The following is a 13,715-nucleotide window of genomic DNA, read 5'->3' as shown; positions in this document are numbered from 1 at the left end:
ATATGAAAAATTTAAAATATATTTTTAGCTTATTCCTGATGGCGATGCTGTTGGGATGTAACGATGACAACGATACCAATTTTATAGACAGTGCGGCTGCTCCAACAGATTTATCGGCGTTATTTACGATCAAACAAGACAATTCGGGCGAAGTGACGATTTGGCCAAACGGAAAAGGGGCTACGGTTTACAGGATCGATTTTGGCGACGGATCAGTAGAAACTGCAGAGATTCTTTCAGGTGAATTTGCGAAACACAAGTACGCTGAAGGTGTTTACGATGTCAAATTTACCGGGATTGGCATCAATGGAAAAGAAACGGCTTATACCCAAAAATTGACGGTTTCTTTCATCGCACCCGAAAATCTTGATGTAAAAGTAACTGCCGAACCAGGCAATCCTTTTAAGGTCAACGTCACTGCAAAAGCAGATTTTGAAACTTATTTTGAAGTGTTTTTTGGCGAATCTAATACAGAAACGCCGGTACAAATCAATGAGGATCAAATCGCATCACATGCTTACAGCGCGACCGGAACTTACACTATAAAAGTTGTAGCTTACAGCGGCGGCGCAGCAAGTTCTGAGTATACCCAAACCGTTGTGATCAACAATCCGATCCTGCTTCCAATCAATTTTGAATTGCCTGCAGCCTCATACATCTTCACAAATTTTGGAAACGCCAATTCATCAGTAGTGAATAATCCACGTATAGATGCTGGAAATAACAGCGCGCAGGTGGGCAAACTTAGCAAAGCCGGAGGTGCAGAAACTTGGGCTGGTTCTTTTATTGAATTGGGCCAGCGATTGGATTTTTCTGTAATGAAACGCATTAAAATCAAAGTGTGGTCACCACAAGCCGGAATTGTCGTAAAAATGAAACTCGAGAATCTTGCCGACAACACGATTAATATTGAAAGAGATGTGACCAATACCGTTGCAAATGGCTGGGAAGTATTGACTTTTGATTTTACGGGAGTGAGTACTGTAATTGATTACCAAAGACTCGTGGTTTTCTTCGATTTTGGTAATCAGGGAACTGGTGCCGATTATTATTTTGATGATGTAGAAATGGCATCAGGTGCAGATGTTTTAGAATTGCCGCTCACATTTGAATCGGCTACTCTTGATTATACTTTCACAGAATTCGGCGGCGCACCAACATCGGTAATTGCCAATCCGCACAGCACCGGAATCAATACGTCGGCTCATGTTGCGACAGTGCTTAAGGCTAATGGGGCAGTAACTTATGCCGGTTCGTTCATTGCACTCGAAGATCCGATCGATTTTTCCGAAATGCAGAAAATCAAAATTAAAGTATGGTCTCCACAAGCGGGCAAGATCGTCAAATTAAAACTTGAAAACCTGCTCAACGGAGCCACGATCAATATTGAAAAAGATGCCACTACTACCGTTGCTAATGGCTGGGAAGAGCTTACTTATGACTTTTCAGGAATTGTCAATGCAAATGCTTACCAAAGAATGATCTTCTTTTTTGACTTTGGAAATATTGGAACTGGGGCAACATACTATTTTGACGACGTTAAACTATCAAACTAAAAAAAATGAAAAAATATATAAAACGAATAGGAATACTAAGTGTCTTGTTCCTGGCACTTTGGAGTTGTGAAGACACGGCCGAGTTTGGCAATCTTGCAGCACCTGAAAACCTGGTGATTTCAAATACCGTACAAGGTGTAGACAGCGCCAATCCAAACGGTGACGGAACCGGAATTGTGAATTTTACCGCAGAAGCATCGAATGCAATCAGCTACAAATATATTTTCAGCGACGGAAGCTCTGCAAGTTCTGCAACCGGAGTATTGCAAAAACGATTCAGTTCTAATGGTGTCAATACATACCAGGTCACTGTTTTGGCAAATGGAACCGGCGGATTGTCAATCAGCAAAACGATAGAAGTGACCGTTTTCAGCGATTTCTCTGATCCGGTAACTGTCGAAAAACTCACCGGCGGTTCTACCAAAACATGGTATTGGGCAGCTGCAGAACCAGGACATTTGGGCGTAGGCCAGAATGATGCCAATGCAGACAACAATTTTTATCCGAATTATTATGCAGCCGCGCCATTTGAAAAAGCCGGATCGCCAACGAGCAGTTGTTTATACGACAACGAACTTAAATTTACACTCGATGGCAACAATATCAAATTTGAATTGAACAATCATGGAAAAACCTTTTTTAACAAGGATTTCCTGGGCATTGTTGGAGGAAGTGGTGATGACGGCTGCTATGATTACAATCCAGGCGGACAGAAAAATGTACTGCTTGGGCCATCAAGTTCTGTTGTAACGCAAAATCCATTGGCAAACGAAGAAACAACAGGTACAGAAATGACCTTTTCAGACAACGGTTTCATGGGTTACTATATTGGGCAGTCAACTTATGAAATCCTTTCCATTACCGATACTAAAATGGTTGTTCGCGCTGTAATGGGCGGAAACGCGTCTTTGGCCTGGTACCATACTTTCTCTACGTCGCCACCAACACAGGGCGGAGGAGACGATTATACAAACTTGGTTTGGTCTGATGATTTTAACACAGATGGCGCTCCGGATGCCACAAAATGGGGTTACGATCTGGGTAATAACAACGGTTGGGGAAACAGCGAACTCCAAAACTACACCAACACTGCAAACAATGTCATCGTTCAGGGCGGAAGCTTAAAAATCACAGCGAAAGCCGAATCGTTAGGCGGATTTAATTATACTTCTGCACGATTGAAATCGGAAGGAAAATTTGATTTCAAATACGGAAAAGTAGAATTCCGCGCCAAATTACCAACAGGTGGCGGAACCTGGCCTGCGCTTTGGATGCTGGGATCTAACTATTCAACAAATCCATGGCCGGGCTGTGGCGAAATTGACGTGATGGAACAAAAAGGAAATGTTCCAAATGTCATTCTGGGAACATTGCATTATCCCGGACATTCCGGCGGCAATGGAAATTCAGCATCGACTACAGTCCCAACGGCATCTTCAGATTTCCACATTTATAAAGTGATCTGGAGTCCAAATACAATTAAATTTTATGTGGATGACACGGTTTACCACAGTTATACAAATACATCAGATTCACCATTCAATGCCAACTTCTTCCTGATCATGAATGTCGCCATGGGCGGAACATTTGGCGGAACAGTTGCACCGGGATTTACACAGTCAACCATGGAAGTGGATTACGTTAAAGTCTACCAATAAAGAATTTCATTTTGTTGAGTCAGTTGCGGGAAGGTTAGTGTACACTAATTTTCCTGCAGGCTGATTTTATCACAACTTATCCAAATCTGCATGAAACACATACAATTCCACTACGGCTTTGTAGCATTTGCTATGCTTTTTAGCATCCAATCGAATGCCCAGAAGAAAACCGTAAATACCATAGATCAGAAAGTGGAAACGCTCCTGAAGAAAATGTCTTTAGAAGAAAAGATCGGGCAGCTCAACCAATACAACGGATTTTATGATGTGACTGGCCCCGCGCCAAAAGAAGGGCAAGCCGCGCAAAAATATGACCATCTCAAAAAAGGTTTGGTTGGTGCGATGCTGAATGTTCGTGGTGTAAAAGATGTCAGGGCTTTGCAGAAAATCGCGGTCGAGCAAACACGCCTCGGGATTCCGTTATTGTTCGGGTTTGACGTGGTTCACGGTTATAAAACCATCAGCCCGATTCCGTTAGCCGAAGCAGCAAGCTGGGATTTGGAAGCCATACAAAAATCGGCTGCCGTCGCTGCGGATGAAGCTTCGTCTGTAGGATTAAACTGGACCTTTGCCCCGATGGTCGACGTGTCGCGTGATGCCCGCTGGGGACGCGTGATGGAAGGCGCAGGTGAAGATCCATACTTGGGAAGCCTCATTGCTGCTGCACGTGTCAAAGGTTTTCAGGGTGAGAATTTCAACGGAAATAATACGATATTGGCATGTGCCAAACATTTCGCAGGTTATGCATTCGCAGAAGCCGGGCGCGATTACAACACGGTAGATGTCAGCGAAAATACCTTGCAGAATGTGATTTTTCCTCCGTTTAAAGCTTCAGTTGACGCCGGAGTACGAACATTTATGAATTCGTTTAACGAGCTTAACGGAATTCCGGCAACTGGAAATGCCTGGCTGCAACGCCAAATCCTTAAAAAGGACTGGAATTTCAAAGGTTTTGTAGTGTCCGATTGGGGGTCGATGAATGAAATGATCGCGCACCATTATGCCAAAGACAGTATGCATGCAGCAGAACTTTCGATCAATGCAGGTTCCGATATGGATATGGAATCTTATGCGTATGTGAGTAATCTGGCAACATTAGTCAAAGAAGGAAAAGTCAAAGAAACTACAATCGATGATGCGGCGCGTAGGATTTTGAGGACAAAATTCGAACTAGGATTGTTTGATAATCCATACAAATACTGTGATGAAGCCCGTGAAAAAGCCACGATTGGCAAACCTGAAATCCAGGAAGCGGTACTTGATATGGCTAAAAAATCGATTGTCTTATTAAAGAATGATAACGAGCTTTTGCCGCTTAAAAAAGCAGGACAAAAAATTGCGGTCATAGGAGCCTTGGCAAACGACAAAACCAGTCCGTTGGGAAGCTGGAGAATTGGCGCAGAGGACAATACAGCAATTTCAGTCATTGAAGGTTTAAACCAATACAAAGGCAACGAAATCACTTACGCGAAAGGCGCCGATGTTATTGTTGGAAGAACCTTATTCGGATTCGAAACAAAGGTAAATGCAACGGATAAAAGCGGTTTTGCAGAAGCCGTTGCAGCTGCTAAAAAAGCTGATGTTGTTTTGATGGTTTTAGGCGAACACGGCTTGCAAACAGGCGAGGGCAGAAGCCGTACCGAACTCGGGTTGCCTGGCCTACAGCAGGAATTGCTCGAAGAAATATATAAAGTAAATCCGAATGTTGTTTTGCTTTTAACCAATGGGCGTCCGCTTGCAATTCCGTGGGCAGCAGAAAATATTCCGGCTATTTTAGATACTTGGCAATTGGGAACACAAAGCGGAAACGCGATCGCACAGGTTTTATACGGCGATTACAATCCGAGCGGAAAATTGCCGATGACTTTTCCGAGAAATGTGGGGCAGGTGCCCATTTATTACAATCATAAAAATACCGGAAGGCCTGTTTTACCTGAGCCTGACAGTGTGTTCTGGTCGCATTACATCGATCAGTCAAATACGCCGTTGTATCCGTTTGGATATGGTTTGAGTTATTCCAAATTTGCTTATTCTGATTTGAAAGTCAGCGCATCAACATTCGCTAAAAGCGGAAAAACAGAAGTTTCGATAACTGTCAAAAATACTGGAAAAATTCGTGGGAAAGAAATCGTGCAAATGTATATTTCCGACTTGATCGCTTCGGTGACGCGGCCTGTAAAAGAACTCAAAGGTTTTGAAATGATCGAATTGAATCCGGGTGAAAATAAAAAAGTCACCTTCACGATCAACGAAAAAACAATCGAGTTTTTCTCGGCAAACAACAAATGGGAAGCAGAAGCCGGAGATTTCAAAGTCTTTATCGGAACAAATTCTGCAGATACTTTGGAAGGAAATTTTCAATATTCAAATTAAAACAACATGATAAAAAAAATAATATTATTCGCATTGATTGCTGTCAATTGCTGTGTCGCCCAAAAGCAAAAACGCAAACTCGTTTGGCAGGAAGATTTTAAATCGGCTACACTCGATGAATCGGTCTGGAATTTCGAACTCGGAAATGGCTGCCCTAATATTTGCGGCTGGGGCAATAACGAACGGGAGTTTTATACGAAAGAAAACCACAAAATCGTTAATGGAAATCTTGTTATCACGGCAAAAAAGGAAGGCGACAAATACACTTCAACCCGAATTACGACCAAAGGCAAAAAGCAATTCCAATACGGCAGGATTGAAGCACGCGCAAAACTTCCTGTGGGAAAAGGCATTTGGCCTGCGTTTTGGATGCTGGGTTCAAACATTGATAAAGCAGGCTGGCCAAAATCTGGAGAGATTGATATTTTGGAATATATAGGAAAAGAGCCGCATACCGTTTACACGACTTTGCATACGCAGGACAACCACGGCGAACATGCAAGCTCAAAAAAAACAAATTTTCCAACCATAGAGGAAGGTTTTCACGTATATGCTGTTGACTGGGCGAAAGAGAAGATGGATTTTTATGTTGACGACCAATTGGTTTTTACCTTTGCGCCTGAGCCAAAAACCGAGGATTCATGGCCGTTTAACCAGCCTTTTTACATTATTGTAAATATGGCGGTAGGCGGAAATTTTGGTGGCCCGGAAGTTGATGACAGCATATTTCCACAGGAATTTACCGTTGATTACATCAGGGTTTATCAATAAATCAACAAAGCGTCATAGAACACAACGATAATAAGTGTTAAAATTAATAAAATGTTAGTTATTGCACGATTATTGTTAAAATTTGGAATAATATTTGTTTCTTAAAAATTAATTACGCTATATTTGGGTAATATTTAATCAAACTTTAACAGCAAGCCTATAATAAAAAACTACTTTTTAGAGATCACTCTCCCAATTTTAACTAACTAAAAGGTAATTTTATGGCTACTGTTCAAACCCCCGACGCTTTATTGGTGAAGAATTATGTTGCAGGTGACGAAGGTGCTTTAGCAACATTAATTAACAGACACGAATCAAAAATATACGGTTTCATCTATTCAAAAATAGCAGACCGTGATGTTTCTGATGACATTTTCCAGGATACATTCATTAAAGTCATTAAAACTTTAAAATCAAATTCATATAATGAAGAAGGCAAATTCCTGCCTTGGGTGATGCGTATTGCACACAATTTGATTATCGACCATTTCAGGAAAAATAAAAAAATGCCGATGTATCGTGAAACAGAAGAATTCTCGATCTTCTCTGTCATGACCGACAATTCGATGACCATCGAAAACCGCATGATCTCAGAACAGGTTGAAAATGACCTAAAAAGATTAATAGAAGAATTGCCAAATGACCAGAAAGAAGTTTTGGTCATGCGCATTTACCAGGACTTAAGTTTCAAGGAAATCTCAGAATTAACAGGCGTTAGCATCAATACAGCCTTAGGCAGAATGCGTTACGCTTTAATGAACCTGAGAAAAGTAATCGACAAACATCAAATTATTTTGACGAATTAACAATATTCAGAAAATTATTGCGTTCTTGTACTAACAAACACAAACAACGCAATATGGCAAAAATTTACTCTGAAAAAAAATTAGTTGAAACGTCTATGAAACCTAAAAAAGAGACCATATCTTTTTTATTAAATTACTCCAAAGCACTGAGCTTTTTGAAAGTGGGTAAGATGAAAATCGAAACGATCGCTAATTAAGAAAATATCCCGGAACTTACCGGGATATTTTTTTATAATACGCTTCCAAAACCGATTTTCGCCCGATTTCCCTCGTAATAATATCCTTTTCCAGATTCCAGCCGCGCGCCGGAGAATATTGCCTTCCGTACCAAATGATCTGTAAATGCAGGTCATTCCACAGTTCTTCCGGGAAAATGGCTTTAGCATCTTTTTCCGTCTGCACCACATTTTTTCCATTCGATAAATTCCATCGGTACATCAACCGGTGAATGTGCGTATCGACAGGAAATGCCGGAAATCCAAACGCCTGCGACATCACCACACTCGCCGTTTTATGCCCAACAGCGGGCAATTCCTCCAAGCCTTCATAAGTCGCCGGAACCTGTCCGTCATATTTGTCAATCAAAATGTGCGACAACCCAAAAATCCCTTTCGACTTCATAGGTGACAAGCCGCAAGGCCGAATAATATCCTGGATTTCCTCCACAGTCATTTTGATCATATCATACGGATTATCGGCCTTCGCAAACAAAATCGGCGTAATCTGGTCCACACGAACATCCGTACATTGCGCCGAAAGCAGCACCGCAATCAGCAATGTATACGCATCTTTGTGATCCAGCGGTACCGGAACTTCGGGATATATTTCTTTTAACGTCCGAATTACAAAAGCCGCGCGTTCTTTTTTCGTCATTTTTTCTTAAATTTATAAGGTAAAAATAGCACAATTTAAATGATGTGCCTAATCCGGCTGTACGCTGCAACGCCTCTTTTTAAAAGCTGTTTTTCCAACGCCATTTTTGCGGGCTTCCGCCGGTCGCCGCAAAATGCCAGGAAAATCAGGCTTTTCAAAATTCGGGGTTTTCGCTGCCATCCGGGGCAAGGCAGTTCAGCATTCCATGTTTACTAATCATAATTAAAACTTTTTAGAATGTTGAAGCTTATTTACTTTTGAACATCAAAATTCACCAAAATAATAAGCAAATTATCAACTTAAATACATAAAAATGGCAAAACAAATTTTTATCAATTTAGCAGTAAAACACCTGCAAAAGTCTATGGACTTTTACACGGCATTAGGGTTTACAAACAATCCCCAATTTTCAGACGATGCCGGAAAATGCATGGTTTGGAGCGAGAATATTTTTGTCATGCTTTTGACGCATGAAAAGTTTGCATCATTCGCAACCAAACCCATTGCAGATACGAAATCAAATGTAGCCGGGCTTTTTTCATTATCGACTGGCAGCGTAGATGAAGTAAATAGCATTGTGGAAAGCGGACTAAAAGCCGGCGGAACAGAACCCATCGAATTTAAAGATTACGGTTTTATGCAACAGCGTACGATTGAAGATCCTAATGGCCATACCTGGGAGATTTTCTATATGGACTTATCTAAATTTCCAGCCTAAAGTAATGCAATACACTACAATCACTACAATCACAGGATTTCCAAACATTGAAATAAAAATATGACCACACTACAAAAAGGCGATGCCGCGCCAGATTTCTCCGGTTTCGACCAAGACGGAAAATTCCACCAACTCGAAGATTACAAAGGCAAAAAACTTGTCGTTTTCTTCTATCCAAAAGCAAACACTCCGGGCTGCACCGCTGAAGCCTGCGACCTGCGTGATAATTTCGAAAGATTCAAAGCCAATAATTACGAACTTCTCGGCGTAAGTGCTGACAACCAAAAGGCACAAGGGAAATTCCGCGATAAATTTAAATTCCCATTTCCATTGATCGCCGATGAAGACAAAGAAATGATAAAATCTTTCGGCGTTTGGGGTCCAAAAAAATTCATGGGAAGAACCTATGACGGCATCCACAGGACAACATTCGTCATCGACGAAACCGGAATTATAGAAGATGTCATTTCAGATGTGAAGACGAAGGCACATGCAGCGCAGATTTTGAAATAGAAGGCATAAGTAAAAAGGAAAAAGGCATAAGTTTAAAACCGTTGCGGTAAAACTTATGCCCTTTTGTATTAAAAATAGGTACTGAACCAGATTTGTAAATATGCCTAATTCGTCTCCTCCAAAACCCGGTTTGGATCAAACCCAAACAACTGGTGCTGCTTAATGATTTCAGCAATACCTTTTGGAAGCATGCCTTCCCAGCCTGGTTTTCCGTTGCTGATCATTTTTAAGACTTCGCGTGAAAACACTTCTAAAGTATGTGGATCGAAATCGTCAATATCAACTACTTTTCCGTTGAATTTAAAGAATTTGTACAGCTCTTTCATTCGCGGATGCACTTTCAGGTTTTCAGAATTGATGACATTTCCGTCTTCATCAAGCATCGGATATAAGAATACTTTCAAGTCACGGTAGAATAATTTCCCGAAAGCTTCAAGGATTCCACCGCTCAAATGACGGTAATATTTTTCGTCAAAAATATCGACAAGATTGTTGACGCCCATCGCCAATCCCATTCTCGCTTTGGTATAAGCAGAGAAATATTCGACCACTTTATAATATTCCTGGAAATTCGAGATCATTACTGTTTGCCCTAACGAGCAAAGTAATTCGGCTCGATCCATAAAATCACGTTCGTCAATTTCGCCTTCAGAGCGCAAATTCGACAGTGTAATTTCAAAAATTACCAATGTATTTTTTTCTTCTACTTTATTTTCCTGGAGGAACATTTTGAGCGATTTCTCATACATGTCCATGTTGACTTTCGTCACCGGACGGAAACTTCCGCGTAAAGCAAGAATGTTTTTCTTGTATAGAATCGAAGCCGGCAGGATATTTTTTCCTTCGGGATCAAACATTACCGCATCGGTCATTCCGTTTTTCACGAGCTGCAAACTCATCAATCGGTTGTCAACATCGGCAAATCTTGGCCCTGAAAAGTTAATCGTATCAATCTCCAACTGGTCTTTATCCAAATGGTCGTATAAATAACGAAGCAGTTTTTTTGGGTCGTTGTATTTATAATATGCACCGTAGATCAGGTTTACACCAAGAATTCCAAGGGTTTCCTGTTGCAAACGAGCATCGGTTTCTTTAAATCTGATATGGATGATGATCTCGTTGTAATCTTCATCAGGCTCTATCTGGTAACGGATTCCGACCCAGCCATGGCCTTTGAACTGCTTTGCAAAATCGATCGTAGCGACCGTATTGGCATAGCTGAAGAACATTTTGCTTGGATGTTTGTCGCGGTTTAAACGTCGCTCGATCAGGTTTACTTCATGCCCGAGCATTTTTTTGAGCCGGCTTTCAGTGACATAACGGCCGTCTTCCTCAATTCCGTAAATGGCGTCGCTAAAATCTTTATCATACGCGGACATCGCTTTTGCAATCGTTCCGGACGAACCACCCGATCTAAAAAAGTGCCGAACCGTTTCCTGTCCCGCGCCGATTTCCGCAAAAGTACCGTAGATATTTTCGTTGAGATTAATTCGAAGTGCCTTGTCTTTTACCGAAGGAATTTGTTCGATGACTTTATCACCTTTTAATTTTATTTCCGTATCCATTTATATTCTCGCTATATATGCTTACAAAGTTAGCAAAATAGGGTTTTAATAAAAGATAATAGTCTTATTTTTGTAAAAAAATAACACAGTTGAAAGTATATTTTTTAGGAACCGGAACTTCGCAGGGCATACCCGTAATTGGGAGCGATCATCCTGTTTGCAAAAGCATTGATCCAAAAGACAAGCGTTTGCGGGTTTCCATCTGGGTGCATTGGGACAATCATTCGTTCATTATTGACTGCGGCCCGGATTTTCGCCAACAAATGTTAAGCTGCGGCTGTCGCCAGATCGATGGAATTTTATACACCCACGAACATTCAGACCATACTGCCGGAATGGACGACATCCGACCGTATAATTTCAGACAAGGGCCAATGCCTATTTATGCACACCAACGCGTTATTGAAAACCTTTCAAAAAGATTCGATTATATTTTTGAAACAGAAAACAAATATCCCGGCGCGCCATCTGTAAATCCGGTTGAAGTTTTAAATAATTTGACCTTTGCTGTTGGCGATAAAACCGCAATTCCAATAAATGTTTTTCACGGAAGCCTGCAGGTTTTCGGATACCGGATTGATGATTTTGCATATTTAACAGATGTCAAAACCATTGCCGATGAAGAACTTCAAAAACTCAAAGGCGTCAAGGTTTTAGTTGTAAATGCGTTGCGCGAAGAACCACACGACACGCATTTTAACCTTCAGGAAGCGATCGATTTCATCAATTTGGTGAAACCTGAAAGAGCCTATCTGACGCACATCAGCCACATTTTAGGCTTCCATGAAGAAGTACAAAAACGACTTCCTGAAAACATTTTCCTTGCTTACGATAATTTAGAAATTTCCATTTAATACCATGAAAAAATCACTTTTCCTTTACCTGTTTATTCTTGCTGTTTTGATGAACGTTTTCACGTATATGTATTTCAGCAAAGAAACGGCTTTTGAGCAGGAACGCAATACAAAAATCAGCAAACGCCTCGGCGACAGCCTGACTTCTGTAAATTCTAAACTTGCCGATGCCGGTTATTTTTCACTTGAAAAAAACGACAATGCGCAGAATTATTTTGAAAATAATGCTACCGGAAAATACATTCCGTACCAAAAACTGATTCCGTATGTAACCGAGAAATTAATGGATTTTAACACGAATCCAAAAGGAAATCCATATACAGGCCAGGAGCAGCTTGGCGCACAGAAATTCATCATCAACAAAGCAAAAATCCTAAACCACCGTTGGATCATCGCTGATTATAACGACGGGAAATATTGGGGCGAGGTGCTTTTGAAATATTTTATCAATGAAAACGAATCGGTGTCGTTTGAAGTGATCCAATCGATTATATACCAACAATAAGATGAGAAATGCAATTGTATTTTTAAGTTTATTTCTAATCATTTCGTGTACGAAAAAAGGAGAAATGGCTGTGCCAGATGTGGTGAAAGATTCCATCACCAAAGATGGCGTGAAAGTTGAAATCGATACTGCAAAAGTGCCAACTGTCGGAGCTGATTCTGATGCTCACGGTTGCAAATCTTCAACTGGTTACACCTGGTCAGAACTCAAACAGAAATGCATTCGAATCTTCGAAGAAGGAACAAAATTATCTCCGTATGATTCTGAAAATCAACCTGCAGGAATGGCTGCGTTTGTCATCTTTGAAGAAAACGGCAACAAAGCAGAATTGTTTGTCCCAAATCAAAAATCCATTATTTTAAAACGAAAATCCGAAGGCGGTCAATATGTTAACGGCGACTGGCAGCTCATTCCGTGGAAAGGATATGTGCTCAAAAAAGGAAAAGACATTTTATATACAGGACAGTAATTTAGGCAAAAGGCAAAAGGTTTACCGCTACGGTTTTAAAATTATGTCTTTTGCCTTTTCACTTATGGCTTTTTTATCTACTTTCCAGCCAATTCCTGAAGTCAAAAAAGTTTTGCGGCGCGACGCCATGCCCGACAGGATATTCTTTATACACATTCTCGATTTTTAAATCATCGAGAAAAGGTGTTACTTTTCGTGCCCAGTCAATTGGAATGACCTGGTCTACAGTTCCGTGTGAAGCGAATATTTTAAGATTTGAAAAATCATTTCCCGAATAATTTTCAATCGCCATTTCGGGATTTACATAACCGCTCATCGCCACGACACGCTGCACTTTTTCAGGATAAGATAATGCAACAGCGTAACTCAAAATCGAGCCTTGGCTAAACCCGAAAAGTGTAATGTTATTGGCATCAATCGGGAAATTCTCAGTTAATTCATCAATAAATTTCACGATTAAATTTCGCGATTCCTTTGCCTGTTCCACGTCTGAAAACTTATTTTCATCGGCATCAAAATTAATCGCATACCACGCATAACTTCCATATTGCAAATTATAAGGTGCACGCGCGGCAACGACATAATATTCGTCAGGAAGTTCAGTCGCGAATGAAAATAAATCGGCGTCATTGCTGCCATAACCGTGCAATAAAAGCAAAAGCGGATTTTTATCCAGTTTTACTTTAGGCTCGCGAATTAAATATTCTAAAGATAAATTCATAGTTAAGAAATGCTTTTAAACCATTTTTGAAAAAGATTTCCGAGTAACGGAATTGGTCTTGTTTGTCCGTTGATCGCACTGAACATTCCGTAAATCCACAACACCGAAATAAACAAATACATCGACATCGAAATCACCGGATTGTCAAAATTTGAAATGATCAGCCCAAGCGAAATAAACGTCAGAGACAAACCCAAAGATTGCCTGATGTGAAACGAAGCAAACGCATTTTTATCCTCGCCGTTCATCGACATCGCAATCAAAACGCCCACGATTAAAATATAACTCGTGATCGCCGTCGATTTGCCTTTTTCGATAGTTTCAGTATTCATA

14 protein-coding genes are annotated in these 13,715 nt (G+C 40.7%); 10 read left to right on the top strand and 4 right to left on the bottom strand.

Features of this window, described 5'->3' with window-relative positions:
* Nucleotides 1-2: 2 nt before the first annotated feature.
* From BLS32_RS11115 to BLS32_RS11095, 5 genes are all read left to right on the top strand, one after another.
* The gene (locus BLS32_RS11115) at nucleotides 3-1,556 is read left to right on the top strand and encodes a hypothetical protein (protein WP_139171758.1); all 1,554 of its coding nucleotides are present in this window, start codon (nucleotides 3-5) and stop codon (nucleotides 1,554-1,556) included.
* 5 nt (nucleotides 1,557-1,561) lie between these two features.
* Entirely contained in the window at nucleotides 1,562-3,214 is a 1,653-nt protein-coding gene (locus BLS32_RS11110; RefSeq protein ID WP_091395524.1) for a family 16 glycosylhydrolase, read from the top strand.
* Between the two features lie 90 nt (nucleotides 3,215-3,304).
* Nucleotides 3,305-5,587 carry a beta-glucosidase BglX gene (gene bglX, locus BLS32_RS11105; RefSeq protein WP_091395521.1) on the top strand — a complete coding sequence of 761 codons (2,283 nt, stop codon included), beginning with the start codon at nucleotides 3,305-3,307 and terminating at the stop codon, nucleotides 5,585-5,587.
* A gap of 6 nt (nucleotides 5,588-5,593) precedes the next feature.
* On the top strand, nucleotides 5,594-6,358 hold the full coding sequence (locus BLS32_RS11100; protein WP_091395518.1) for a glycoside hydrolase family 16 protein: 765 nt from the start codon (nucleotides 5,594-5,596) through the stop codon (nucleotides 6,356-6,358).
* Nucleotides 6,359-6,579: 221 nt separating this feature from the next.
* Nucleotides 6,580-7,164 (top strand): RNA polymerase sigma factor, encoded by a 585-nt coding sequence (locus tag BLS32_RS11095; protein WP_091395515.1) that lies wholly within the window; start codon nucleotides 6,580-6,582, stop codon nucleotides 7,162-7,164.
* A gap of 213 nt (nucleotides 7,165-7,377) precedes the next feature.
* Here BLS32_RS11095 and BLS32_RS11090 read toward each other — a convergent pair whose 3' ends face one another.
* Nucleotides 7,378-8,037 carry an endonuclease III domain-containing protein gene (locus tag BLS32_RS11090; protein WP_091395514.1) on the bottom strand — a complete coding sequence of 220 codons (660 nt, stop codon included), beginning with the start codon at nucleotides 8,035-8,037 and terminating at the stop codon, nucleotides 7,378-7,380.
* Between the two features lie 313 nt (nucleotides 8,038-8,350).
* On the opposite strand from BLS32_RS11090, the gene BLS32_RS11085 reads away from it, so the two are divergent.
* Nucleotides 8,351-8,755 carry a VOC family protein gene (locus tag BLS32_RS11085; RefSeq protein ID WP_091395511.1) on the top strand — a complete coding sequence of 135 codons (405 nt, stop codon included), beginning with the start codon at nucleotides 8,351-8,353 and terminating at the stop codon, nucleotides 8,753-8,755.
* Between the two features lie 60 nt (nucleotides 8,756-8,815).
* A complete protein-coding gene (gene bcp, locus BLS32_RS11080) occupies nucleotides 8,816-9,268 on the top strand; it encodes a thioredoxin-dependent thiol peroxidase (RefSeq protein WP_091395508.1) in 453 nt (150 codons plus the stop codon).
* A 104-nt stretch (nucleotides 9,269-9,372) separates the two neighbouring features.
* Here the strand turns inward: bcp and BLS32_RS11075 are convergent, their stop codons facing one another.
* A complete protein-coding gene (locus BLS32_RS11075) occupies nucleotides 9,373-10,833 on the bottom strand; it encodes a nicotinate-nucleotide adenylyltransferase (RefSeq protein WP_091395506.1) in 1,461 nt (486 codons plus the stop codon).
* 89 nt (nucleotides 10,834-10,922) lie between these two features.
* Between BLS32_RS11075 and BLS32_RS11070 the strand changes: the two genes are divergently transcribed.
* From BLS32_RS11070 to BLS32_RS11060, 3 genes are read left to right on the top strand one after another with little or no spacing between them, the layout of a single operon-like run.
* Nucleotides 10,923-11,687 carry an MBL fold metallo-hydrolase gene (locus BLS32_RS11070; RefSeq protein ID WP_091395503.1) on the top strand — a complete coding sequence of 255 codons (765 nt, stop codon included), beginning with the start codon at nucleotides 10,923-10,925 and terminating at the stop codon, nucleotides 11,685-11,687.
* A gap of 4 nt (nucleotides 11,688-11,691) precedes the next feature.
* The gene (locus BLS32_RS11065; protein ID WP_091395500.1) at nucleotides 11,692-12,192 is read left to right on the top strand and encodes a hypothetical protein; all 501 of its coding nucleotides are present in this window, start codon (nucleotides 11,692-11,694) and stop codon (nucleotides 12,190-12,192) included.
* Between the two features lies 1 nt (nucleotide 12,193).
* Nucleotides 12,194-12,661 (top strand): hypothetical protein, encoded by a 468-nt coding sequence (locus BLS32_RS11060; RefSeq protein WP_091395497.1) that lies wholly within the window; start codon nucleotides 12,194-12,196, stop codon nucleotides 12,659-12,661.
* Nucleotides 12,662-12,734: 73 nt separating this feature from the next.
* Here BLS32_RS11060 and BLS32_RS11055 read toward each other — a convergent pair whose 3' ends face one another.
* Nucleotides 12,735-13,382, bottom strand: a complete 648-nt coding sequence (locus BLS32_RS11055) for an alpha/beta hydrolase (protein WP_091395494.1) — start codon at nucleotides 13,380-13,382, stop codon at nucleotides 12,735-12,737.
* A gap of 2 nt (nucleotides 13,383-13,384) precedes the next feature.
* The gene (locus BLS32_RS11050; protein ID WP_091395492.1) at nucleotides 13,385-13,714 is read right to left on the bottom strand and encodes a hypothetical protein; all 330 of its coding nucleotides are present in this window, start codon (nucleotides 13,712-13,714) and stop codon (nucleotides 13,385-13,387) included.
* Nucleotide 13,715: the final 1 nt, after the last annotated feature.

The sequence above is a fragment of the Flavobacterium noncentrifugens genome (assembly GCF_900100375.1).
Taxonomy (GTDB): Bacteria; Bacteroidota; Bacteroidia; order Flavobacteriales; family Flavobacteriaceae; genus Flavobacterium; species Flavobacterium noncentrifugens.
Note: the sequence above shows the minus strand (reverse complement) of the source record. Positions and strands in the feature narration are given on the sequence as shown.